The sequence below is a fragment of the Tenacibaculum sp. E3R01 genome, from assembly GCF_003318185.1.
GTDB lineage: Bacteria > Bacteroidota > Bacteroidia > Flavobacteriales > Flavobacteriaceae > Polaribacter > Polaribacter halocynthiae.
In genome coordinates this window covers 842,818-868,427 of record NZ_QOCC01000019.1, presented here as the reverse complement: position 1 = coordinate 868,427, position 25,610 = coordinate 842,818, and the positions used below count along the sequence as shown (strand labels likewise).

The following is a 25,610-nucleotide window of genomic DNA, read 5'->3' as shown; positions in this document are numbered from 1 at the left end:
TTTTTTTTTAATTTGTAAATCTCATAAATTAATGAACTATTCCCTAAAATTCGGACTGCAAAGATACTCACTTTCATTTGTTTTAAACAAGCTTTTTTTAACTTATTTTTTAACCATCGCTTAATATCTTAATAACCCTATTTTAATGAACTTTGCTTACTTTTAAACTCTACGCTTATCCGTTTGCGGGTGCAAATATAGATCCCTTTTCTAACATGACAATGACTTTTTTGAAGTTATTTTTAAAGCATCTCTTAATTAACTATTTACTAGACTTTTAAAGACAAAAGTTTTTTTCAGTACTATTATAAAAGCTCTTTTCCTCAAGTAATACCTATACATTATATAACTCTATACATATATAATTGTTTTCCATTCTTCAGCTTTTATCCCAAAAGCAAACTTCTTATTTACTTCTAACTATTAGTTATAATGCACCTGTGTTAGGGACTGAAGCAGGTATTTGAGCTCTTTTGTTCCTTTTTTAAAACAAAAAAAGCAGATTTTCATAAAAACCTGCTTCTTAATTATAACTTTTAAAAGTAACTTTATACTAATTCAGCCCTACTTGCTGTTACAGTTCTATCAATTTTTCGCATTAAACCCTGTAAAACTTTACCTGGCCCAACTTCTACAAACTCACTTCCTCCATCTGCAATCATAGCTTTAATACACTGAGTCCATTTTACAGGAGCTGTTAATTGTAATATTAAATTTTCTTTTATTTCATCAGGATTTGTTACAGCTTTAGCTACTACATTTTGATAAACAGGACAAATAGGCTCATTAAATTCTGTTTCTTCAATTGCCTTTGCCAATTCTTCTCTTGCTGGCTCCATCATTGGAGAATGAAAACCTCCTCCAACTGGTAAAACTAAAGCTCTTCTAGCTCCTTTTTCTTTTAGTAGATCACAAGCTTTATTTATAGCATCTACTTCTCCAGAAATTACAAGTTGCCCTGGACAGTTGTAATTAGCTGCAACTACGATCCCATCTACACCTTCACATACTTCTTCAACTACATTATCTTCTAATCCAAGAACAGCAGCCATTGTTGATTGTTGCACTTCACAAGCTTTTTGCATAGCTAAAGCTCTTTTTGAAACTAATTTTAATCCGTCTTCGAAAGACAATACTTTATTAGCAACTAATGCCGACAACTCTCCAAGAGAATGTCCAGCTACCATTTCAGGATTAAAATCATCTCCTAAAACCTTTGCTAAAATTACTGAATGTAAAAAAATAGCTGGCTGTGTTACTTTTGTTTGTTTTAACTCTTCAGCATCTCCCTCAAACATTATATCAGTAATACTAAAACCTAATATATTATTAGCTTTTTCAAATAGATCTTGAGCTATAGGTGACTTTTCATATAAGTCTAGTCCCATTCCTGTAAACTGTGCTCCTTGACCAGGAAAAATATATGCTTTCATTTATTATTTTATTTTTTGGGCTACAAACATACAATATTTAATATTATCACATTTTTAAACTTTGCTAAGCCAACAATAAAATGATCTTCTAATGTTTTACTATTGAATATTCTTTTTTCATTTTCAATTCACTTAAAACATTTAAAGCTTCATTCATATATATATCTTTTTTAAGGTTTTTATGCCATGCTAAACGCTTACCTTTTAAAATAGTATCCTTTTTAAATAATTCATATTCATATTTAGGTGCATTAAATGTTATGTTAGATTTGAATTTAAAAACTTCTTTAAATTGCTTTCCTTGCATAGATTTTTTATCAGTCTCATTTTTAAATTCATTATAGTTTAATGAGTAAATATTTTCATCTTGATTTTTCTTTAACCATTTTGCGTATTCATTAATCTTTTGAAATTTTTCATCATTAAGAACCCTTTGATTACTCTTATATACAACATCTGCAAAATTACTATATGAGTTTCTAATCTTATAATTTGCTTGTTTTACTTTGTCCCAAGCTAAAGCCCCATCTAGATCTCTTTCACCAAATTTCATATAACTATACCTACTTGGTAAAGAAATATCAGAATAAACTCCTTCAATTTGAGTTGATCCTCCATTAATTCTGTAAAATTTTTGAATTGTCATTTTTAGAGCTCCCAAATCACTAGGATATTGCTCATAAAAACGATTTATAGGTAAAACATTTTGAACTGTTCCTTTACCATAGGTCTGCTTTCCTCCAATTATCACTCCTCTTTTATAATCTTGCATTGCTGCAGCAAAAATTTCAGAGGCAGATGCTGAAAACTCATTCACCATAACTACTAAAGGTCCATTCCATTGTATTTTACTATCCGTATCATTTTTCACTAATGGATCTTCTCCTCTATACTTTACTTGAACTATTGGCCCTTTATCAATAAACAAACCTCCAATTTCAATTGCGGTTTTTAAAGATCCTCCTCCATTATCTCTTAAATCAACAATCAACCCTTTTACATTTTCAGCTTTTAATCTTTCAATTTCTTTCTCCATATCTTTAGCTGCATCTCTACTGTTGGAGTCACTAAAGTCAATATAAAATTTAGGTAAATTTATTATTCCATACTTTTTACCATCTTTTTCTACTATACTTGATTTCACAAATGTTTCTTCTAGCTCAACTACGTCTCTTATTATAGAAATTACTTGAGTAGACCCATCAAATTTTTTCTTAACTGTTAACCTTACTTCAGTCCCTTTTTTTCCTTTTATAAATTTGATCGCATCATCTAATCTTACTCCTACAATATTAACTGGTTCTGCATCAGCTTGAGCTACCTTTAATATAATATCTCCTGCTTCTAATTCATTTTGTTTCCAAGCTGGCCCTCCAGAAATCAACTCTACAACATGGGTATACATTCCTTTCTTTTGTAAACGTGCTCCAATCCCTTCTAGTTTACCAGACATATCCTGATCAAAACGAGATTTAATTCTTGGAGACATATAAGTAGTGTGAGGGTCAAATCCGCTAACGATGCTATTTAAAAATGTTGAATACCAATCTGAACTTTCTAGTTCATCAATTCTAATATATAACTCATTCATATTTTTCAACACTTCAGCTCTAGCTTCAACTTCTAATTCCGTAAAAGTTTTCTTTTCAACCTTTTCTCCTTTATCAATTTTATCTTTCTGTATTCTTTCTCCCTCTTCAATTCTACCTATTATTGATAACTTTAACTGTCTTCTCCAATAGTCTAACAACTCATTTTCATTTTTAGCGAATGGTATTTTTTCATAATCAACATTAATAGTTTCCTTTTTATTATAATTAAATGACTGCTTTAATAATGTTCTATAATTAGTTTTTGCAGCATCTAACTTCTCTAAAAACCTTCCATAAACTAACTTGTAAAAATCAATATTAGTATCTCTTAATTGATCATCAATTAAATACTTATACTGAGAAAACTCTTTTAAATCTTCTTGAGTAAAATATCTTTTACTTGGATCTAACCCTTCAATAAAAGAATTGTAAACATGCTCAGAAAAATTATCATCTAATTTTTTTTGCACATAATGATACCTACTTAATATATTTTTTAAAACATATACTATTACTCTGTCTTTTTCAGGATCTTCATCTTTAAAATTTGATGATGCATGCACTGAATTAGCAAATAAAATAATTATTGCAAAAAAATGAATAATGAATTTCGTCTTCATAAATCTTCTGTTTTTAAAATGTACGTAGTCTTCACTAACTGCTAAACTACTAAAATAATGCCACTTTTACTATTCTTCTCTTTTTTTGTATAGCCCTTTAAACACTTCCTTTATTACCTTTCCGTTTTCATTTATGTAATTCCATATTTGAACAACAGAATTGTCTTTCTTCTTTTCCCAAATAATTTGATTACGATAACTTCCTTTTTTACTTTTTATTATTTCACTGTTTAAGATCATTTTTCCCTTTTCAAATTTCCCTTTAAGTATTAATGAAAATCCTGAGTTATCAATCCAAACCTGATTCCATGAATTATCTATTTTATTAAAATAATTGTAGCTCGTTCCCTTACTTTTTGATGTCTTAGACGTCCAATTTTCTTGAATCGTACAAGCATTAGTCATTTTAACAATATTATTAACACCTATTAACGCACCTTTATCATTATAAACATTCCAATTACCTACCCAAAAATCAAATTGCGAATACTGAATAGAACTACATGGTTTTTTCACTGTAGTTTGAGCTGTAATTATTGAAAAAAAAGTTGAAATAACAAAAATTGTAATATAAACAACAACACGTATCATACCTTTGTATTTGAGTGTTACAATTTTACACAATATTTCACCTCTTCTATCTTTACAAAATGTTAAAAAAGAATCCTTTTTTTATCTTACATTTGTTGTTAAACTAAATCTACTATGCAAGAAAGACCCTTAATTTTAGTTACAAATGACGATGGAATTACCGCTCCTGGTATAAGAATGCTTATTGAAATCATGAATAAAATAGGCGATGTTGTAGTGGTAGCTCCGGACAGTCCTCAAAGTGGTATGGGGCATGCAATTACAGTAAATAATGTTTTACATTGTAACCCTATAACTATTGATGATGGCCCTCAAATTGAATATAGTTGCTCTGGTACTCCAGCTGACTGTGTTAAAATGGCCAAAAATCAAATTTTAAACAGAACTCCAGACCTATGTGTTTCTGGCATAAACCATGGTTCAAACTCTTCCATCAATGTTATTTATTCTGGAACTATGAGTGCTGCTGTTGAGGCCGGTATTGAAGGGATTCCTGCTATTGGTTTTTCTTTATTAGATTTTGATTGGCATGCAGATTTTAGAGCTGCTAAAAAATTCATAGAAAAGATTACACTAAATGTTCTTTTAAATGGACTTACTGATGGAGTTGTTTTAAATGTAAATATCCCTAAACTTAAAGAAAACGACATTAAAGGGATTCGCATTTGTAGACAAGCAAATGGGTACTGGAAAGAAACCTTTGATAAACGAAAAAGTCCTTACGGAAAAGAATATTACTGGTTAACTGGTGAATTTATTAATAAAGACAAAGGGCAAGATACAGATATATGGGCTTTGGAAAACGGATACATTTCTGTTGTTCCTGTTCAATTTGATATGACTGCTCATCATGCAATACAAAAACTAAACTCATGGGACATATAAAAAAAGAAGTTATCATTGGTTTTTTAGTTTCATTACTAGCAACTGTTTCTGGTTTTTTTATTTATTTACAATATATTTCTCAATCAAATATTTCCGAAACGCTTAATAAAATTAAAGAGGGAGGAGTTTTAGGAGCTGTTATTGCTTTAGCAGCTATACCAAATTTGTTTGTTTTTTTTGTTTTTTTAAAAAAGAAACAAGATTATCGAGCTAGAGGTGTTTTAATTGCAACAATTACAATTGCTATATTTACCTTTATCTTGAAATTTATATAAATCTCAACAAGACGCATTAGAAGATTTTATGAAATACTATATACTTGCAGGAGAAGCATCAGGAGATTTACATGGAGCAAATTTAATGAAAGCTTTATTTAAAGAAGACCCTGAAGCAGATATTCGATTTTGGGGTGGTGACTTAATGCAAAATGTTGGTGGCACATTAGTAACACATTATAAAGAACGAGCTATAATGGGTTTTGTAGAAGTTCTTTTAAACCTTAAAAAAGCATTAAACTTTATTAAATCTTGTAAAAAAGATATTGCAAAATATAATCCAGATGTGATTATTTTTATAGACAACTCTGGTTTTAATTTAAGAATTGCTAAGTGGGCAAAAAAAAACAATTTTAAAACCAATTACTATATTTCACCTCAAGTATGGGCTAGTAGACCAGGAAGAGTAGAAAGTATAAAACGTGACATTGATAACATGTTTGTTATACTTCCTTTTGAAAAGGATTTTTACAGTAAGTTTAATTATACTGTAAATTTTGTAGGACATCCACTAATTGATGGTATAGAAGGTAGAAAACAAGTAGACGAACATGAATTTAGAAAAAAACACCATTTAGGCTCAAAAAAGATTATTGCCCTTTTACCAGGAAGCAGAAAACAAGAAATCTCTAAAATGTTATCTGTTATGCTATCATTAACAGACGACTTTTCAAATTATCAATTTGTTGTAGCTGGTGCCCCTAGTCAATCTTATGAATTCTATAAGGAGTTTATTAAAAATAAAAATGTTTCTTTTATTTCAAATAAAACTTACGACCTATTAAGTATTTCGTACGCAGCTTTGGTTACTTCTGGAACTGCTACTTTAGAAGCGGCTTTATTTAAGGTTCCTCAAGTAGTTTGCTATAAAGGTAGTAATATTGAATACCAAATAGCTAAAAGAATTATAACATTAGATTATATTTCTTTGGTTAATTTAATTATGAATAAAGAAGTTGTTACTGAATTAATTCAAAATGACTTTACAAAAGAAAAACTTAAACAAGAATTATTTCGTATATTAGATTCTACTCATAGAGAGCAACTATTCTTAGATTATTTTGATTTAGAGAAAGTTTTAGGAGGTAAAGGTGCTTCTGAAAAAACAGCTAAGTTGATTGTTGATGGATTAAAAAACGATTAAATAAGTGATTAGAAAATTATTTCCAGTTTTTTGTATTTTATTTTTTATGTACTCGTGTGGTTCATCAAAAAAAGTTAGTTCTAATAAACCTATTAAACATCAAGTTTCAAAACCTTCTAAGAAAAAAATTACAACTGCTGATAAAATTGTTTGGACTGCCGTTTCCTATAAAGGAGCACCATATAAATATGGAGGTACTAGTAAAAAAGGAATGGATTGCTCTGGTTTAATTTATACTTCTTTCAAAAAACGGAATGTTTCTTTGCCTAGAACATCTAAGTTAATGTATTTAGAAGGCTATTCAATACCTTTAAATAAGGTTAAGCGAGGTGACTTACTTTTTTTCAAAACTACTCGAAAAAGAGGTAAAGTTAATCACGTTGGATTAATTACCTCAGTAAAAAACGGAGTAATTCGTTTTATTCATTCTACGAGTTCACGAGGGGTGTTAGTAAGCTCTTTACGTGAAAAATATTGGAAAAGAGCTTTTATTAAAGCAAAAAGAGTTTTGTAACTATAATTTTCAAAATGAAACAAAGAGTTGTTTTACTAATTAGTATTATCACTTTTATTATGTATTGCTTTTTTAAAACTGAAAAAAAGCAATCAGGTAATAAGACACCTCCTCTAATTTCTTTAACTGATAAAGTTATTTCTATTGCTAATTCTTATAACGGCGTACCTTATAAACCTGGAGGAACTACATCAAAAGGAATGGACTGTTCTGGTCTAGTACAAACATCTTTCAAACAGATTAATGTATTATTACCACGCTCTTCTAGTTCAATGAGTAATAAAGGCAAAAAAATATCTACCGATAAAATAAAACTTGGTGATTTATTATTTTTTAATATTAATAGGCTAAAAGGAAAAATAAATCATGTCGGTTTAGTTACAAATATTGACAATCACAATATTTACTTTATACATTCTACTACTTCAAAAGGAGTAATTACAAATTCATTAAATGACCCCTATTGGAAAACAGCTTTTGTTAAAGCTAAACGAGTATTAAATTAATTTCACTCTTAAAAACAATTATTAATTCCCCTATCATTATGACAAAACAATTACTTTTATTATTATTTTTTAGTAGCATGGTTGTAAGTGCACAAAATGTTACAATACCAGACACAAATTTCAAAGCTGCTTTAGTAGCTAACACAGCAATAAACACCAATAATGATTCAGAAATTCAAACTAGCGAAGCTAATGCGTTTAATGGAAGCATGGATGTATCTAATAAAAATATTGCAAATTTAAATGGTATCGAAGCGTTTATTAATCTTACAAGCTTATCATGTTATAGTAATCAATTAACAAGCTTAGATCTTAGTAAAAATGTAAAGTTAAAGTATCTTTACTCTTACAATAATAAACTTACAAGCATTGATGTTTCAAAAAACACAGAATTAAACACTTTATATTCTTATGACAATGAACTTACGAGCATTGACATAACGAACAACTTATCTTTAGTTTATTTTGACTGTAGCACTAACAAGATAAATACCTTAGACACAAGTAAAAACACAATGCTTTCAAAAATTTACTGCCATACAAATCAACTTACAGATTTAGATGTTACAAAAAATGTTGATCTGCGTTTATTTTTCTGTTATAACAATGGCAATATTTCTTCCCTAGATGTAAGCAAAAATATTGAACTTAGTTCATTAAACTGTGGTGGAAATAAAATAACTAGCTTAGATGTGAGTAACTGCCCTAAACTAACTAAACTTTACTGCTCTATTAATAGTTTAACCTCATTAAATTTAGCTAATGGTACTAATACTACTTTTAAAGAAATTGAAGTTGTTAGAAATAGCAGCCTAAATTGTATCCAAGTAGATGATGTTGCCTATAGTACAAGTAATTGGACAGGGAGTAATTTTGCTTTTGATAGTGCTTCAAGTTTTAGTGAAAATTGTGCTACTGCAAGCATTAATAAAAACTATTTAACAACAATAGAGACCTACCCTATACCCGTTAAAGAAACATTAAACATTGGTATTAACAAAGAAGAAATTACTACCATCAATATTTCAGACATTTCTGGTAGAATCGTATTTAAAGGAAAAAACAATAATAGCATTAACTTAAACTACCTCCCTACAGGAGTTTACATTTTACGATTAACAACAATAACTGGTGTGTTAACTAAAAAGTTTTTGAAAAACTAAGATTAAACTTAAAAACAAAAAAGCTGTGATTTTAAAATCACAGCTTTTTTTTATAAAAACTATATTGTTTAGTTTAACATCTTCCAAAGAGTATCTTTCAACTCCATTAAACCCGTTTGAGCTACAGATGAAATAAACAATGTATCAACCCCATCTGGTAATTCCTGTTTAATTTCTTCTTTTAATTCATCATCAAGCATATCACATTTTGAAATAGCCAATAATCGTTGCTTATCTAATAACTCAGGGTTATGCTTACGAAGTTCATTTAATAAAATTTCATATTCCTTCTTAATATCATCACTATCAGCAGCTATTAAGAATAATAAAGTAGAATTACGTTCAATATGTCTTAAGAAATAATGCCCTAACCCTTTACCTTCTGACGCTCCCTCAATAATACCAGGAATATCAGCCATCACAAAACTTTGATGATTTCTATATTCTACAATTCCTAAATTAGGTTTTAAAGTTGTAAAAGCATAATCAGCAATTTTAGGTTTAGCTGCAGTTATTACTGAAAGTAAGGTAGATTTTCCTGCATTAGGAAATCCGACTAATCCTACATCTGCTAAAATTTTAAGTTCCATTCGAAACCAACCTTCAACACCATCAATTCCAGGTTGAGCATAACGAGGTGCTTGATTTGTTGACGATTTAAAGTGCCAATTTCCTCTTCCTCCTTTACCTCCTTCTAATAAAATAATATCTTCGTCATGTTCAGTTACTTCAAAAAGTATTTCATCAGTATCAGCATCTCTAAAAACTGTACCTAAAGGAACAGGTATTACTATATCTGCTCCATCAGCACCAGTACTTCTACTACTACTTCCATGACCACCATGTTCAGCTTTAAAATGACGCTTAAACTTTAAGTGAAAAAGTGTCCACATAGTTTTATCTCCACGTACAATTACGTGACCACCTCTTCCTCCATCTCCTCCATCAGGACCACCTTTTGTTATGTACTTTTCACGGTGTAAATGAACAGAACCTTTACCACCTTTACCTGAAGATGCATAAACTTTTATATAATCGACAAAATTTCCTTCGGTCATTTTTTTTGTTTATTTATTTAGCTAAATTAATAGTTAAATATATTTTTATAATGTATCAAAAACATCAGATAAACGCTCTGTAATTTCTTCAATAGAACCCACACCATTTACCCCATAATATGTACCTTTATCTTCATAAAAGTCTTTTAATACAGCTGTTTTTGTATTGTATTCATTAAAACGATTTCTGATTTTACTTTCATCAGTATCATCAGATCTTCCACTAGTTTTACCTCTCTCTAAGATACGCTCAACTAATAAATCTTCAGAAACCTCTAAAGCAACCATTCCATTAATTCGTTCTCCTTTCTCTGCTAAAAACTCATCTAATACTTCAGCTTGAGATTGTGTTCTTGGAAATCCATCAAAAATGAACCCATTTACATCTGAGTTTTTTTCAACTTCAGCTTTAAGCATACTAATAGTTACTTCATCTGGAACTAAATTTCCAGCATCCATATATGTCTTTGCTAAAATCCCTAACTCAGTTCCATTTTTGATATTATAACGGAAAACATCTCCTGTTGAAATATGTACTAAGTTATATTTATCTTTTAAAACTGTAGCTTGTGTTCCTTTTCCTGCACCTGGAGGGCCAAATAATACGATGTTTTTCATTTTAGGTTTTGTTGTTAACTGATAAACAGCAGGTAAATTTCTTCCGTAACCATTATAATCAAGTCCATAACCAACTATAAAAGCATCATCAATACTTTTTCCTATATAGTCAATTGGTAACTCTTTTTTATATACATCTGGCTTAAAGAAAAGCGTTGCTATTTTTAATTCTTTTAAGTTTTTGGTTTTGAATATTTCGTAAATCTCTTGTAATGTCGTTCCTGTATCAATTACATCTTCCAATATCACAACGGTACGGTCAGATAAATCTTCATTTACTCCAATTAATTTCTTTACTTTTTCTGAAGAATTTGTTCCTTCATAAGAAGCTAACTTAACAAAAGAAATTTCGCAATCTCCATTAAATTCTCTTACAAAATCAGCAGCAAAAACAAAACAACCATTTAAAATACCAATAAAAAGAGGTACTTCATCTTTAGGTAAATCTTTTTTTACTTGTAACGCTAATTGCTTTACAATAGTAGCTATATCGTTTTTAGAAACGAATTCTTTAAAATATAAATCGTGGAGTTTTGTTATTTTCATCAGATTGCAAAGATAGTTGCTTGATAGTAAATGAAAAAACCGTTTTGAACATTATTCAAAACGGTTTTATTTTTGTTTCTTATTTTTTTATTTCTTCTCTCTTTTTTTGGCAACATCAAACATAATTGGAGTTGCAACGAATAAAGATGAATAAGTACCTACAATTACACCTATAATTAATGCAAACATAAATCCTTTAATACTATCACCTCCAAAGAAGAATATCGCTAACATTACTAACAATGTTGTTAATGATGTGTTTATAGTTCTTCCTAACGTACTACTTAATGCTTTATCAACTAAACCAGCAGTAAAAGAAGTACTGTTATTAGCATATTCTCTAATTCTATCAAAAATTACCACGGTATCATTCAGTGAATATCCTACTACTGTAAGTATCGCTGCTATAAACGATTGTCCAATTTCCATATCAAAAGGCATAACCTTATATAAAATTGAGAATACACCCAATACAACTAAAACATCATGGAATACGGCTACTACTGCTCCAATAGAGAAGGCAACCTTTCTAAAACGCAATAAGATATACAAGAACACTACAATTAACGAACCTATTACAGCCCATAATGCAGCTTGCTTAATATCATCTGCAATTGTTGGCTCTACTTTCATATAACTCATTATACCACTACCTGCTTTTTCAAAACCAGGCTTAAAGTTCTCATAAGTAGTATCACCTAAATAAGGCTTTAACCCTTTATATAATTCACTTTGAACTTGCTCATCAACTTGTCTTCCTTCTTCATCAATTTTATAAACTGTAGTAATTTTTAATTGATTTTCAGAACCATACGTTTTTGCTTCAGGAGCAGTACCAAAAGCATTCTTTAAAGTAGCAGCTACTTCATTTGCTTTTACTGGCTTATCAAAACGAACAATGTAAGAACGTCCTCCTTTAAAATCAACTCCTTGTTTTAATCCTATAGTTAAAATAGAAACTAAACCAAAAGCAATGATAGCTCCAGAAATAACATAAGCTAACTTACGTTTCTTCAAGAATTCAATATTGATATTCTTAAACCAATTTTTAGAAATATTAGTATTGAATGTTAAATTAGTTCCTTTAGTTACAGCTCCATCAACTAATAATCGTGTAATGAAAATAGCTGTAAATAATGATGTTGCTATACCAATCATTAATGTTAATGCAAATCCTTTAATTGGACCTGTACCAAAAGCATATAAAATTACACCAGTTAATAACGTTGTAATGTTTGCATCAATAATTGCAGATAAAGCTCCTTTAATACTAAACCCTTCATCTACTGCGGTAGCTAAGCTCTTACCTCCTGTTAACCCTTCTTTAATTCTTTCAAAAATAATTACGTTGGCATCAACCGACATACCTATTGTTAAAATAATACCTGCTATTCCAGGCAATGTTAATACAGAATTAAATGATGCTAATACACCAAAAATAAATAAGATATTTACTAATAATGCAATGTTTGCATATAATCCAGCTTTACCATAATATAAAACCATCCATCCTAAAACTAATAAAATAGCTAAGGCAAATGACCATATACTTGCGTTAATAGATTCTTTACCTAATGATGGACCTACAACTTCTGATTGAATAATACGTGCAGGTGCAGGTAACTTACCAGCTTTTAAAACTGTTGCTATATCTTGTGCTTCAGAAACTGTCATTTGACCTCCTGAAATTTGAGTACTTCCTCCTGATATTACTGCATTTACTGAAGGTGCAGTATATACATAATCATCTAAAACAACAGCAACAAATTTACCAACATTATCACTAGTCATTTTAGCCCATTTCTTAGTACCAATTCCATTCATGGTCATTGACACTACAGGCTTACTTAATTGATCATAATCTTGTTTTGCATCAGCAATTACATCTCCTTCAATAGGAGCTTTATCATTTCTATTAGATTTTATAGCATACAATGCAATAATAGCAGCAACTTCTTCATCTTCTGGAGCATCTGCTGATTTTGCAGGTGTAATTGACTTATAATCCCATAAAAATTTTGCATTTCTTAAATTACTTGGCAATAAAGCTACAATCTCTTTATTGTTAAGTAATTCATTTACTTTAGCAGTATCTTGTACTTTAGCATACCCTACTGTAGAACTAACTTGCGATTGATTTGGACTTAAAAAGTTAAATAACATTTTTTGAGCTTCAACACTTGTTGAGTCTTTTGATTCTCCTAATAAATCATCAATATCATCACCTTTCTTTGCAGTATCTTTTACTTGCTCAGTAGCGCTAGCTGTCTTGTCTTTTAATAACTCGATAGATTTAGCGTTAGCTTGCACAAAATATGGAATTACATCAGCATTAGTATATACTTCCCAAAACTGTAATTCAGCTGTACTTTGTAATAATTTTTGTACACGCTCAATATCTTTAGCTCCTGGCAATTCTACTTGAATTCTTCCAGAAGTTCCAATTCGTTGAATACTTGGTTGAACTACACCAAATTTATCAATACGGCTACGTAATACTTCGAAAGCTGTATTTATAGACGTGTTAATTTCCTGTTGTAAAGTCGATTTTACTTGTTCATTGGTTTTATTAAAGTCTATTTTATCACGTAGTGCTTTAGTTCCAAAAATTGATGGATCACTTAATTTAACACTTCCGTTACTTAAAGCCTCAAATTGACTATAAAATAAATCTATATAATCATCTTGGCTATCTTTCTGTTTTTCATCAGCTTTTGCTAAAGCTTCATTGAATACAGAGTTTTTAGAGTCATTTGACAACCCTATTAAAATATCTTTAACAGATACTTGTAAAATTGCATTAATACCACCTTTTAAATCTAAACCAAGGTTCATTTCTTTATCCCTGATATCATTATAGGTGTATTTAGCAACTCCTAAATTAACTACTTCTTTATTTGCTACACTATCAATGTATTTCTTTTCTAGTTTAGCTAACTCTCTACCACTACCACCGTTAACATTTTTTTCAGCGTATTCTTTTGCACTGCTTTCTACCTTGTTGGCAAAAAATGTAAATGATAATTGGTATAAACTTACTAATCCAAAAAGAATAGCAAATAATTTAATAAGACCTTTGTTTTGCATATTCTTATAATTTAAATCGACTTTTTTTAAAACGTGCAAATATAGTATTTCAAAAAAGATTTGACAATTCTTTTGTCATATTTATGTTTCTAGCTACTAATTAACAAATACTTGATAATAGAATACTTCTTTTTTGGTATTTATATTATGTATATTTACAAGCTTTTCAAGCACATCAAACAACTTTAAATAATTTAATTCGATACAATGGCACATACTACTGACATTGAAACTCCTAAAACGGCACACTTAACTGATATTGAGATTGCTCAAGGAAAAAAATTGCAGCATATTAAGCATATTGCTCAAAAACTTAAGATAGAAGAAGACAACTTAGAAATGTACGGTAAGTATAAAGCTAAACTTCCTTTAGATTTAATTGATGAAGAAAAAATAAAACAAAACAATTTAGTTTTAGTTACAGCCTTAACACCTACTCCTGCTGGTGAAGGAAAAACAACTGTTTCTATTGGTTTAACTGAAGGATTAAATAAAGTAGGAAAGCAAGCTACTGTAGTTTTACGTGAACCTTCTTTAGGTCCTGTTTTTGGTATAAAAGGAGGAGCTGCCGGAGGTGGTTACTCACAAGTAGTACCAATGGAAGATATTAACCTGCATTTTACAGGAGACTTTAATGCTATTGAAAAAGCAAATAATTTACTATCTGCATTAATTGACAATAACCTTCAAAGTAAAGTCAACAATTTAAACATTGATCCAAGAACAATTCTTTGGAAACGTGTTATAGATATGAATGATCGTGCTCTTCGTCAAATTACTATTGGTTTAGGAGGTACTGGAAATGGAATTCCTCGTGAAGATGGCTTTAATATTACTCCTGCTTCTGAAGTTATGGCTATTTTATGTATGGCTAGTGACTTCAATGACTTAAAAGAACGTTTAGGGAATATTTTTATAGGCTTTACTTTTGATAAAAAACCAGTTTTTGCTAAGGATTTAAAAGCAGAAAACGCTATGGCTATTTTACTTAAAGATGCCATAAAACCTAACCTTGTTCAGACATTAGAAGAAAACCCTGCAATTATACATGGTGGTCCTTTTGCAAATATTGCGCAAGGAACCAACAGTGTAATTGCTACTAAAATGGGATTATCTTTATCAAATTATGTAGTAACTGAAGCTGGTTTTGGCGCTGACTTAGGAGCTGAAAAATTCTTAAATATAAAATCTGCTCACGCTAAACTTAATCCTAAATGTGTTGTATTAGTAGCTACAGTTAGAGCTTTGCGTCATCATGGAGGTTCTCCAAAAGAAGAATACAATACTCCAAATTTAGAACGTGTTCAAAACGGATTTAAAAACCTTGAAAAACATATTGAAAACATTCGTAAATACAATATTGAACCTGTTGTTGCTATAAACTCTTTTATTTCAGACTCTATTGATGAAGTAGTTTTTGTTATTGGTGCATGTAAAAAACTAGGTGTTGAAGCAGTGGTCTCTGAAGGATGGGCTAATGGTGGCGATGGTACAAAAAAATTAGCCAATGCAGTTATAAACGTTGTTGAAAACAAGGCTACACAATACAAACCTTTATACGACTGGAAAAGCCCTGTAAAAGAAAAAATAGAAACAATTGCAAAAGAAATTTATGGTGCAGTTGGTGTTACTTACGATAAAAAAGCTCAATTAAACCTACGAAGAATAGATCGCTTAGGTTTTAATGATTTTGCAATTTGTATGGCCAAAACACAAAAATCATTTTCTGACAATGACAAATTAATAGGAAGACCAGAAGGATTTACTGTTACAGTTAGAGAAATAGAAATTGCTGCAGGTGCTCAATTCATTATCCCTATTTTAGGAAAAATGATGCGTATGCCTGGTTTACCTGCTACTCCTGCCTCTGAAGGTATGAGTATTGATAATAATGGTAAAATTTCTGGATTGTCTTAATATCTGAATTACAACTAAAAAAGGATCTGCAATTAAATTGCAGATCCTTTTTTCTTTATATATCGATTAATACTATTTAACAACGATTTTAACTACCAAACCTTCATTAGCTCGAACATTAAAAACAGTTTCATCTTCAAAAATAAAATACTGCCCTTTAATTCCTACTAATTTACCTTTATAAGATTCTTGTTTTTTTAAGTTCAAACTTTTTGGCTTCGAAGGATATTTCTCTACAGGAAAATTAATACTTGTTTCTTTGTTGTTTTCAATAAAATATGCCTTTGCTTCTTCAGGTATAAATTCACGTAACTTTTCTTGCCATGATTCTAAACTTTCATCTTCTATGTCATTTTTAAGCATTTTTCGCCAATTGGTTTTATCAGCAACATGCTCTTTTAAAGCAACCTCGGTAATACCTGCTAAATACCTATTAGGAACCTCAACAATTTCAATAGCCTCATGCGCACCTTGATCTATCCACCTTGTAGGTACTTGATTTTTTCGTGTTACTCCAACTTTTACATTACTAGAATTTGCTAAATACACAATATGAGGCTGTAATTGTGCTTGTTTTTCATATTCTAAATCACGATCTTCAATTCCTAAATGAGCCTTACTTAATTCAGGTCGCATAATCCAATCACCAGCTTTCGCTGTTTCAAAAAAACATTTTTTACAAAAACCTTGTCTGTAAATCTCTTTCTCCAATCCACAACTCAAACATTCATAAGTAATAAAATGAAATTCAAGCTCTTTATTTAACAACTGATTCATATTTAAAAAATCAGTTTTCATATCTAAATAATATTGTACCGTTTCTAAATTCTCGGTAGCCATTTTTTTTAACACTCCTTGATATTGCATGTCTTAAATTTTATTACTTTTAGCTAAAAATTTTTGCTGATGTTTTTTAAAATAGAAAATACAGCAACAACAAAGTACAAACTTAAAAAAATATATGGCGTTTCCGTTTATAAATTCAATCATTTCTTGGTTTTTAAAAAAACGTAAGCATCAAGTAGAACTATTTTTAAAATACCCTATTGATGTTCAAAATGAAGTATTATTCAGATTATTAAACACTGCCAAAAACACTGAATTAGGTAAATTACACCATTTTTCATCTATAGACTCTTACAAGAAATTTTCTTCACAAGTTCCCATTCAAAAATATGAAAGTATTGAGCCACTAATTGAACGCTGTAGAAAAGGTGAACAAAACATTTTTTGGCCTTCCCAAATAAGATGGTTTGCAAAATCAAGCGGAACTACAAATGCAAAAAGTAAATTTATCCCCGTAAGTGATGATGCTATTGAAAATTGCCATATGAAAGCAGGAAAAGATATGCTTTGCTTATACATTAACAACAATCAAAATGCTCAACTATTTAAAGGAAAAGGACTTCGATTAGGTGGTAGCTCTGCTGTTTACGAAGATAACAATTCGTATTTCGGGGATTTATCAGCTATCATTATAGAAAACATGCCTTTTTGGGCTGATTTTAGCTCTGCTCCTAAACAAGAAGTTGCTTTAATGGAAGAATGGGAAACAAAGATGGAAGCCATTATTGATGAAACCATTAATGAAAACATCACTAGTTTAGTTGGCGTGCCTTCATGGATGCTTGTTTTATTAAATAGAGTTTTAGAAAAAACAGGCAAAAACAACATTCTTGAAGTATGGCCCAATTTAGAAGTATACTTTCATGGTGGAGTTAATTTTAATCCCTATAGAGAACAATATAAAAAGTTAATTCCTAAAAAAAGTTTCCGCTATTATGAAACATACAATGCTTCTGAAGGTTTCTTTGCTTTACAAGATCAAAATAATTCTGAAGAGCTTTTATTAATGCTAGATTATGGGATTTTTTATGAGTTCATCCCTATGAATCAATATAATGGAGAAAACTCAATTGCTATTCCTCTTTCTGAAGTAAAGAAAGACATCAATTATGCAATGGTGATTACCACCAATGGAGGTTTATGGCGTTACTTAATTGGTGACACCATCAAATTTACATCAATAAAGCCCTATAGAATAAAAATTACAGGAAGAACAAAACACCATATAAATGTTTTTGGTGAAGAACTTATTATTGAAAACACAGAAGAAGCATTAAAAGCTGCTTGCGATAAAACCAACGCTAGTATTAAAGATTATACTGTTGGACCTATTTTTATGGATGGTAAAAAACAAGGAGCACATGAGTGGATAATTGAATTTAATAAAGCTCCTGAAAACTTGGCTTTTTTCACTGAATTATTAGATAACTCATTAAAAACTTGTAATTCTGATTATGAAGCTAAACGCTATAACAACATGACCTTATCAATGCCTAAGATTCATAAAGCTCGCAAAGGGTTATTTTATGACTGGCTAAAAAGAAAAGGAAAATTGGGAGGTCAACACAAAGTACCTCGCCTTTCAAATCAACGTGAATTTATTGAAGAATTATTACAATTATAAATGATAGATTATCCCCATAAAAACATCTCCTTTTTGCTAGAAAACCCTGAATTAATGGAAGCTCTTCAAGAAATCATGACTGTCAGAAGTTTTTCTAAACATGATATCATTCATGAAGCTGGTACAATCTGTAATAACTTTTATATCATAACTTCAGGTATAGCACGTGTTTTTTATTACAAAGAGGATAAAGATATTACTGTACATTTTTCTGCAGAACAAGAAAGTATCACCTCCATTGATAGTTTAATTCAACGTAAAAAAAGTAAATACAACATTCAGGCATTAGAAGACTTAAATACTTTTGTAATCAATATTAATGATATAGAGGAAGTACTTGAAAACAACCCTAAACATGAACGTTTTGGCCGTTTGTTTTTACAACAAATATATATCGAATTGGTTGAACGAATTGAATACATACAATTACATACTGCACAAGAACGCTACAATATTTTACTTAACAAAAAACCATATTTATTTCAACGTGTTTCATCAAAACATATAGCTTCATTTTTAGGCATGACACCAGAAACATTCAGTAGAATTAGAGGGAAATAATTTCTTGACAATTGTCAAGAATTATAATGAAATTACAAAATACATTTGTAGTACAAATTCTAATTAATCATGACAGTTTCAGAAAAACTAACTATATTTTATAAAGAAAATAACCTTTCAGAAGAAGGAGGTGTAAATGAAGATTTTTTTAATTTAAAGTTTAGGCTGTTTACAGTAAAATTACCCAATTCTCAATTTAGAAAAAACGTAGTCCATATTCATGACATTCAACATATTTTATATGATTGTGATATTAGCTGGAAAGGTGAAGCTTTTATAGCTGGCTGGGAAATAGCTACTGGTCTTTGGAAACATATCCCAATCGGATTTATGAGTTTATGGGCAATGGGATTTTCTTTATTAACACACCCAAAAGAAGTTTGGAAAGGGTATAACACTGGTTTATCTGTTAAAGGAATTATTGACTTAAAAATGACAAAAGATGAGTTACTAAAACTTTCATTAGAAGATTTAAAAAACATCATTAAAAAAAGAAAACCCACCAAAATGAATATTTTTCAGCGGGTAATATATAGTTTCTGGGTTACATCAAGTTTAATAACTTTATTCTTCCCCTTTCTCTTAATTCTTATTTTATATTTAATCTTTTAACATCTAAATATCCTAATACACTAGTTAGTATAAAACATAAAATACTATACACTGTTACAGACGAAATACCAAAAGTTTGAGGCATTTGATCTCCTAATGATATTGACAAAATATTATATGAATAAGGAAAATAAATAGATTCTGGTGCTTGGAAAGCAATCAAGCCAAGTATAACAAAAACCATTCCTACAGATAAAGGAACTATAAAGTTTTTAAACCTAAAACTCAACCAAAACTGAATTCCAACAATCCCTAAAGAAGCAATAAACGAAACTCCTAACATTTTTATATATTTCAAATAATCAGGCTGAAAGTCTAAAAACGCTAAATCTGAATAAAAAACTCCTAATAAAGTTCCAAAAAACAAAATTGCTACAAAGAAATAAACATATGTGCTTATAATTGAAAATAAAACTATAGATAATTTACCAAAATACACACTCCATTTTGGTATTGGCAATGCAAATAGATGTTTTATCCCAGTTGCTTTATGTTCAACTTGAATTATAAGACTAGTTATTAAAACTATAAATATGGGCACAAAAAATGGTATTGAATTTTTTACCTGATTTAACATGTATTTATCCCACGGGTTTACTCCTGCACCAGGTGCTAATTTTGCGTGCTTAACTGCATACACTATAAAAAACAGTAAAGGAATTATTAAAGCACTAATGACGGTTAACCAAAAAGCAAAAGTTCTTTTTAGTTTAATCAATTCATTTTTGGTATTAGATATATAAAATGTAATTGCTGACATAACTATTAATTTTCGGTTAATGATAAGAAAAGTTCTTCTAAATTATTTTTAATACTAGCTTGAAACACCTGTACTTTATTCGCTCTAAAAGCATCTATAACTTTAGTTATCTCTTCTTTATCTTCTACTTCTATTTGAATAAAATCATCTTCACTAGACATGTTTTCCTTATTTAAAGACTCTAAAACAACCATTGCCTCAATAAACTTGTCTACTTCAATTTCAACAATCATATTTTTACTTTTTGATTGTTTTAAAGACTTCACCGTATCTTGATACAGCATTTTACCATTCCTTATAATACCAACATGTGTACATGTTTTTTCAATTTCGCTTAACAAGTGGCTAGAAATAAAAACGGTAGTTCCGTATTTCTCATTCAATTCCTTAATTAACTCCCTCATTTCAATAATTCCTTTAGGATCGAGTCCATTAGTTGGCTCATCTAAAATTATAAGCTCAGGATTACTTAGTAATGAAATAGCCAAGCCCAAACGTTGCTTCATTCCTAATGAGTAAGCTTTCACTTTTTTCTTTTTCGCATGAGTTAACCTAACTATCTCTATAACCTCTTCAATTCTTTCTAGAGGTATTCCTCCTCTATAATTTGCTGCAATCTTTAAATTCTCAACCGCATTCAAGTGTTCGTATAATGAAGGGTTTTCTATCAACGCTCCAATTTTATTTAAACTTTTAATTCTGCTTCCTGCATTAAACGGCTTCCCAAACAAAGAAACTTCTCCTGCTTGCTTTTTTAAAAGCCCTAAAATTAAACGGATGGTTGTGCTTTTTCCTGAACCATTAGGTCCAAGAAAACCATAAACACTTCCTTTAGGTACCTGAAGTGCTAAACTCTCAATATCTTTTCTTGATTTTGAATAAGAAAAATTGAGATTTTTGGTTTCTACAATTAATTGATTCATATTTTGGTTTTATTAGTTTACTTATTTCGTAAACGAATCAATTATAAATTTGTAACAAAAACTGGTGTTTTTTAACAACTAATAACCAACGAATTGCACTTAAAAAAGTATCAATTCACTAGAATACATCAAATATATTAGTTGTTTTTAATAGCAATTTTAACCGGTAATGTATATTGAGTAGTAACTGGGATTCCTCTTTTAATTGCAGGAAATATTTTAGGAAGTTTTTTAACTGAAACCTTTAGTAAACTATCTAAAACTGGTAGCTTTTCTAAAACATTTTTCGATGCTTCAATTTCTTTTAATTTAACTCTACCATAATTGTTTATGATTAAATGAACATAAATTACCTCATCCATATCTTCATCTACAATAAAATCAATTTCACTTAATGACATTGAAATTTTTTCTTGTATTTCAGCTCTAAAACAATCATTTTTGGCACTTACATCAAGTTCTTTACATTTATTAAATGAAGGTGAAATATCTACTTTAGATAAATTAATAATAGTATCAATAGCTTGTGTTTTTTTCTTTTTAGTAAAAGAGAAATAATCACACGATACTAAAAAGAATAGAATTATACCAAAAATCACATTTCGAATGTGCATTTCACTGATTTTTAAGTGAAAATACAAAAAAACTATTAGTCTAACACTTCACCTTTTTTAAAATAGAATTTTTTTATTTCTATTATTCTTCTTTTTACCTGTTCAGAAAGAATAGAATCTTTCATCTCAAATCGATTCATATAATTTTTATAATGCTTGTAAGCTATTTTTTTATTTTTATAATAATTTTCAGAAACTGTTGCCAATTGATACAGTGCTTTATAATTTTTATAGTTTTCTTTTACAGCATTACCGTATGCTTTTATTGCTTGCTTTGGCTTATTTAATTTCTCGTAGGTCCTAGCTAACTTATAATACTCAGAATCTCTTGATTCTTTACCAATGAAAGACGCAAACATATATCCTAAACTTGCCTCTTCATAATTTTTCTGATCAAAAGCAATATCTCCTAAATATCCATAAATTTTATAATCAGAACGATCTATTCGTTTAGCTTTATTAAAATACTTCTTAGCTTCATCATATTTTTTTAAATTATAAAAACTACGTCCTAACATTTTTTGAGTATATAATTCATTTTGCTCTAATGAATCTATCTTTTGCAATAATTGAATTGCATCACCATACTTTTTTGCTCTATAAAGATTATTAATTTTTAATTTATTTAATTTGATATGGTTAGGATTAATTTGAAGTCCTTTATCAATAAACATTCTAGCTGAATCTTTATACCTTAAAGAAGTATATGATCTCGCTAAAAGCTCTATTGCCTTTAAGTGAGTTTTATCTTTCTTATAAGCTTTTAAAAAACTATTCATTTTCAAATCTCTCTTTTTCAGTATTTTATAAGCAAGCCCTTTGTAATAATAATAATTCGCATTTGAATCATCTTTATTAATAAGCTTTTTAAAAATAGCAATTGCTTTCTTCGGTTTTTTAACTTGTAAATACAGCTTCCCCAGTTGATAACTAATTAATAAATTACCTGGATCTTTAGTAACAATATCTTTGAAAATAATTATTGCTTTATGTAAGTATTTTCTTTTCTTATACAACTTCCCCAACTTAACTCTAGTCATATAATCATCTTTTATAATCAATGCCTTTTCATAATACATAATTGCTAATTTTGTATCATCAATTGATTCATAAATAGATGCTGTTTTCTTATGAGACAAGAATGTTTCTGGCATTTTTTTTAATGATATTAATGCCTTTTTATACCTCCCGATATTTATTAAATCATCTATAGATTTAAAAGTCGAAGTTTGCGCTTCGACTTTTATAATTCCAATAATAAAAATAATAATTACAATTTTCTTTTTCATTAAATACAATTTCATAGTTTTATTTTGATTGAAGCCAATAAATTAAATTTAATAAAAACTTATAGTTTTCTGAAGCTTCTTCAGCATTCATTCCAACTTTAAACTGACTTCTTCCTGCTAATTGAGCTGTGAACATAGCTGCTTCTCCAAAAACTGCAACTTTCCCTTTTTTATATTTTATTACAGCACCCTGTGACATATTTGTAGCTTTAAAACGTTTTGTTTTACTAGAAAATCGCCACATCGTATCTGGTAAATACACGATTAATTTTTCATTTGTTTTTAAAATAGACTGTGCTTTATTTGGTATTTTAAATGCTTGCCCTGTAAAAGTTCTAACTCTTTTAATTTTACCATATGGTGATTTATTACTTGTAATCTTATGCTTAGCTAGCATTGAGTTTTTCTTAGAAAAGTCAAAAATCCCTCTTCTATCTTTATCTAATAAAAAGCTATCATAAAATTTAAATCCAAAAGCAGCTCCTAATTTTTCACTAGCCCCAGCAAATGGCATGTGATCGGCTATTAAAAATAATGAACCACCTTTTGCTACCCATTTTTTTATCACTTTTATTTCCTCGTTAGTGAATGCACTTTTAGTAGGTGTAACAAAAGGTGGTCTACTTCCAGATGCCAATGCATTTGATATAACTAAAGTTTTAATTTTTTTTAAACTATTATCAGTAAATTTATTAGTAAAACCTTTTACTGTATACCCAGCTCTTCTTAACAATGTTGCAAAAGGTTTAAACCTATTACTCACAGTATGAAAATTATTATGAGCTTCATCTACAAAAATTTCTACTGTATGACTTGCTTTTTTAACAACTGGCAAGTATTTATCATCTGCTACTTGCTGAGAAAAAACTCTAAGTCCAAATAATAAAAAAATTAAAACTATAGTTTGTTTCATGTTAATAAACCCTAAAAATTATAGGTAAAGTATACCCTACTTTAACTGGTTTATTATTTTTTTCTCCTGGAAGCATCTTTGGTAATTTTTTTACCATACCTATAACATGTTCTTTTAATTTAGGATGTGGAGCTCTTACATTTATATTTGTTATATCTCCATTTTCATCAATCTTAAACACTGTATATATCTTATTTCTACCTGGTTTCATACCTATTTTCTTAGGTAAATTACCATCAAAATTTTCTGCTACAAATTTTTGTATACTTTTATTCAAACAAGCTTTATCTCCTTCTGGACACCCCGGAAAAGTTGGAGCTTTATCTAGTAAATCAATAGGGAGGCCGCCTCCTGAAGAAATTCTTTCTTCAACTGTCATTGCTTTTCTGTGCATTCCTACTACCTTTCTACCATTAAAATCATAAAGTTTAAAATAAAAAACATCTTTATCTTTCTTTTTTTCTAAATAGGTTTCTTTAAATTTAAGAAACTCACCTTTTTCATTTTCATCTAATTCTGTTAAGCTTATTTCTTTTCCTAAAGACTCTTCATTAAAAGATATAAAAAAATCTAAATACGTTTCTTTGTTCGTTTCTTGAAATTTTTTCTTTTCTCCAAAATAAATTTTTTGAAGCTGCTTCTTTGTTCCCAAATCTTCCAATTTATTCACACTACATGAAGTATATAATATCATACTTCCTAGTATTGGAATCAACAATAAATACTTTAACTGCTTAATTTTTTTTGATTGTTTTTTCGTCATCATAATAATTCGTTTTTTGATTAATGAATGTTTATAAAATTGATTAATGAATGAAATACTTTCTACTTGAAAAATATCAGAAAGTAAATTATTTATATAGTTATCTTTTGCTACTGATTTACTTACAACAGCATCTGATATATATTCATGTACTAATGAAACCCTATGTTGATACACATATATCATTGGATTAAACCACATGACTACTCTCAAAAATTCAAAAAGTAACAAATCAATCGTATGTTTTTGTTTACTATGAACTAGTTCATGTTGAATAATTTTTTCTTGTTTATCTGAAGAAATTTCTTTTCCTAAAAAAATATAATTAAAGAATGAAAATGCTTTAGAGTTTTTAGGTAACATAATTAAGCTATACCCTTCTTTCTTTATTATTTCATTTTTTATAATTAAACGAATAACCCTACTTAATTTGTAAACAAATACAATAAAAAAAAGTAAACACCCAACAATGAACAAAACATCTAAATAGTTAATAGATTGATACCATGTTGATTTTTCAATTACTTTTTGTGGTGACAAAACAACCTCAGGCAACAAAATTGTGTACTCTAGTGATACCGCTTTTTGAAATGATGGTAACTTTACAAATGGAAGTACAAATGATAAAAGTGCAGTACTAATTAAATACACTCTGTTCTTAGTAAAAAAAGTTTCTTTACTTAAAAAGAAATCATACACTGCAACAAACAATGCTTGAAATAAAACTACTTGAATTATATAATTTATCATGACTAC

General features: G+C 29.3%; 23 protein-coding genes. 10 read left to right on the top strand and 13 right to left on the bottom strand.

Features of this window, described 5'->3' with window-relative positions; all coding sequences use genetic code 11:
* Positions 1-548: 548 nt before the first annotated feature.
* From fabD to DS884_RS09035, 3 genes are all read right to left on the bottom strand, one after another.
* On the bottom strand, positions 549-1,433 hold the full coding sequence (gene fabD, locus DS884_RS09045; protein ID WP_113786516.1) for an ACP S-malonyltransferase: 885 nt from the start codon (positions 1,431-1,433) through the stop codon (positions 549-551).
* An 88-nt stretch (positions 1,434-1,521) separates the two neighbouring features.
* Positions 1,522-3,645, bottom strand: a complete 2,124-nt coding sequence (locus DS884_RS09040; RefSeq protein WP_113786515.1) for a carboxy terminal-processing peptidase — start codon at positions 3,643-3,645, stop codon at positions 1,522-1,524.
* Positions 3,646-3,714: 69 nt separating this feature from the next.
* Complete coding sequence (locus DS884_RS09035; RefSeq protein WP_143032735.1) at positions 3,715-4,236, bottom strand: hypothetical protein; 522 nt, start codon at positions 4,234-4,236, stop codon at positions 3,715-3,717.
* A gap of 114 nt (positions 4,237-4,350) precedes the next feature.
* Here DS884_RS09035 and surE point away from each other — a divergent pair, with 114 nt between their 5' ends.
* The 6 genes from surE to DS884_RS09005 are packed head-to-tail and all read left to right on the top strand — an operon-like array spanning position 4,351 to position 8,723.
* On the top strand, positions 4,351-5,121 hold the full coding sequence (gene surE, locus DS884_RS09030; RefSeq protein WP_093868576.1) for a 5'/3'-nucleotidase SurE: 771 nt from the start codon (positions 4,351-4,353) through the stop codon (positions 5,119-5,121).
* On the top strand, positions 5,109-5,396 hold the full coding sequence (locus DS884_RS09025) for a hypothetical protein (RefSeq protein WP_093868577.1): 288 nt from the start codon (positions 5,109-5,111) through the stop codon (positions 5,394-5,396). The genes surE and DS884_RS09025 overlap by 13 nt, the downstream gene beginning before the upstream one ends.
* Before the next feature lie 28 nt (positions 5,397-5,424).
* Positions 5,425-6,540, top strand: coding sequence for a lipid-A-disaccharide synthase (gene lpxB / locus DS884_RS09020; protein ID WP_113786514.1), 1,116 nt, complete (start codon positions 5,425-5,427; stop codon positions 6,538-6,540).
* Positions 6,541-6,544: 4 nt separating this feature from the next.
* Complete coding sequence (locus tag DS884_RS09015; RefSeq protein WP_176974313.1) at positions 6,545-7,054, top strand: C40 family peptidase; 510 nt, start codon at positions 6,545-6,547, stop codon at positions 7,052-7,054.
* A 14-nt stretch (positions 7,055-7,068) separates the two neighbouring features.
* Positions 7,069-7,560 carry a C40 family peptidase gene (locus tag DS884_RS09010; RefSeq protein WP_113786513.1) on the top strand — a complete coding sequence of 164 codons (492 nt, stop codon included), beginning with the start codon at positions 7,069-7,071 and terminating at the stop codon, positions 7,558-7,560.
* A gap of 38 nt (positions 7,561-7,598) precedes the next feature.
* A complete protein-coding gene (locus DS884_RS09005; protein ID WP_113786512.1) occupies positions 7,599-8,723 on the top strand; it encodes a T9SS type A sorting domain-containing protein in 1,125 nt (374 codons plus the stop codon).
* Positions 8,724-8,791: 68 nt separating this feature from the next.
* Here the strand turns inward: DS884_RS09005 and obgE are convergent, their stop codons facing one another.
* The 3 genes from obgE to secDF form a co-directional block, all read right to left on the bottom strand.
* Entirely contained in the window at positions 8,792-9,781 is a 990-nt protein-coding gene (obgE, locus tag DS884_RS09000; protein ID WP_093868582.1) for a GTPase ObgE, read from the bottom strand.
* A 45-nt stretch (positions 9,782-9,826) separates the two neighbouring features.
* Positions 9,827-10,945, bottom strand: a complete 1,119-nt coding sequence (locus DS884_RS08995; RefSeq protein WP_093868583.1) for an adenylate kinase — start codon at positions 10,943-10,945, stop codon at positions 9,827-9,829.
* Between the two features lie 87 nt (positions 10,946-11,032).
* The gene (secDF, locus tag DS884_RS08990; RefSeq protein ID WP_113786511.1) at positions 11,033-14,032 is read right to left on the bottom strand and encodes a protein translocase subunit SecDF; all 3,000 of its coding nucleotides are present in this window, start codon (positions 14,030-14,032) and stop codon (positions 11,033-11,035) included.
* Positions 14,033-14,239: 207 nt separating this feature from the next.
* On the opposite strand from secDF, the gene DS884_RS08985 reads away from it, so the two are divergent.
* On the top strand, positions 14,240-15,949 hold the full coding sequence (locus DS884_RS08985; RefSeq protein ID WP_093868585.1) for a formate--tetrahydrofolate ligase: 1,710 nt from the start codon (positions 14,240-14,242) through the stop codon (positions 15,947-15,949).
* A 72-nt stretch (positions 15,950-16,021) separates the two neighbouring features.
* Here DS884_RS08985 and DS884_RS08980 read toward each other — a convergent pair whose 3' ends face one another.
* A complete protein-coding gene (locus tag DS884_RS08980) occupies positions 16,022-16,816 on the bottom strand; it encodes a DUF2797 domain-containing protein (protein WP_093868586.1) in 795 nt (264 codons plus the stop codon).
* A gap of 94 nt (positions 16,817-16,910) precedes the next feature.
* On the opposite strand from DS884_RS08980, the gene DS884_RS08975 reads away from it, so the two are divergent.
* The 3 genes from DS884_RS08975 to DS884_RS08965 all read left to right on the top strand — a co-directional run bounded on the left by DS884_RS08975 (position 16,911) and on the right by DS884_RS08965 (position 19,592).
* Complete coding sequence (locus tag DS884_RS08975; protein WP_093868587.1) at positions 16,911-18,419, top strand: GH3 auxin-responsive promoter family protein; 1,509 nt, start codon at positions 16,911-16,913, stop codon at positions 18,417-18,419.
* Positions 18,420-18,980, top strand: coding sequence for a Crp/Fnr family transcriptional regulator (locus DS884_RS08970; protein WP_093868588.1), 561 nt, complete (start codon positions 18,420-18,422; stop codon positions 18,978-18,980).
* A 69-nt stretch (positions 18,981-19,049) separates the two neighbouring features.
* Positions 19,050-19,592, top strand: coding sequence for a hypothetical protein (locus DS884_RS08965; protein ID WP_093868589.1), 543 nt, complete (start codon positions 19,050-19,052; stop codon positions 19,590-19,592).
* On the opposite strand, the gene DS884_RS08960 is transcribed toward DS884_RS08965, so the two are convergent.
* From DS884_RS08960 to DS884_RS08935, 6 genes are all read right to left on the bottom strand, one after another.
* Complete coding sequence (locus DS884_RS08960; RefSeq protein ID WP_093868590.1) at positions 19,570-20,352, bottom strand: ABC transporter permease; 783 nt, start codon at positions 20,350-20,352, stop codon at positions 19,570-19,572. The two genes, DS884_RS08965 and DS884_RS08960, sit on opposite strands and share 23 nt — an antisense overlap.
* 5 nt (positions 20,353-20,357) lie before the next feature.
* Entirely contained in the window at positions 20,358-21,275 is a 918-nt protein-coding gene (locus tag DS884_RS08955; protein WP_093868591.1) for an ABC transporter ATP-binding protein, read from the bottom strand.
* Positions 21,276-21,412: 137 nt separating this feature from the next.
* On the bottom strand, positions 21,413-21,889 hold the full coding sequence (locus DS884_RS08950; RefSeq protein ID WP_113786510.1) for a hypothetical protein: 477 nt from the start codon (positions 21,887-21,889) through the stop codon (positions 21,413-21,415).
* Between the two features lie 35 nt (positions 21,890-21,924).
* Positions 21,925-23,178: a tetratricopeptide repeat protein gene (locus tag DS884_RS08945; RefSeq protein ID WP_113786542.1), complete on the bottom strand. Its 1,254-nt coding sequence runs from the start codon at positions 23,176-23,178 to the stop codon at positions 21,925-21,927.
* A 19-nt stretch (positions 23,179-23,197) separates the two neighbouring features.
* Positions 23,198-24,091 carry a DUF4350 domain-containing protein gene (locus tag DS884_RS08940; RefSeq protein ID WP_113786509.1) on the bottom strand — a complete coding sequence of 298 codons (894 nt, stop codon included), beginning with the start codon at positions 24,089-24,091 and terminating at the stop codon, positions 23,198-23,200.
* 1 nt (position 24,092) lies between these two features.
* Positions 24,093-25,604 carry a M56 family metallopeptidase gene (locus DS884_RS08935; protein WP_113786508.1) on the bottom strand — a complete coding sequence of 504 codons (1,512 nt, stop codon included), beginning with the start codon at positions 25,602-25,604 and terminating at the stop codon, positions 24,093-24,095.
* Positions 25,605-25,610: the final 6 nt, after the last annotated feature.